A 250-nucleotide genomic window follows, 5' to 3' on the forward strand; every position below is an offset into this window, starting at 1 on the left:
AGCAAAAACCACGCGCTCGTCTGCATTGAGGATTTGCAGGTACGGAACATGTCCAGGTCTTCCAAAGGTACTGTCGAACAACCGGGCAAGAAGGTCAGCCAGAAGTCGGGCCTGAACCGAGCTATCCCCCTGTGTCAAACTGTTGTGAGACAACTTCATAACTCTAATTAAGGAAGTTGGTACCCACATGGAATCGAATATGACACCAGCAGCAGGACGCATCCAAGACGATATCGATGGTTTTTCTGAC

General features: G+C 49.2%; 1 pseudogene. It reads left to right on the plus strand.

Annotation, left to right across the window (positions count from 1 at the left end):
• Positions 1–126 (plus strand): annotated as a pseudogene (locus F1735_RS37280) (RNA-guided endonuclease InsQ/TnpB family protein); the annotation flags it as partial.
• Positions 127–250: the final 124 nt, after the last annotated feature.

This window comes from Massilia genomosp. 1 (genome assembly GCF_011682185.1).
Classification (GTDB): domain Bacteria; phylum Pseudomonadota; class Gammaproteobacteria; order Burkholderiales; family Burkholderiaceae_D; genus Telluria_A; species Telluria_A rubra.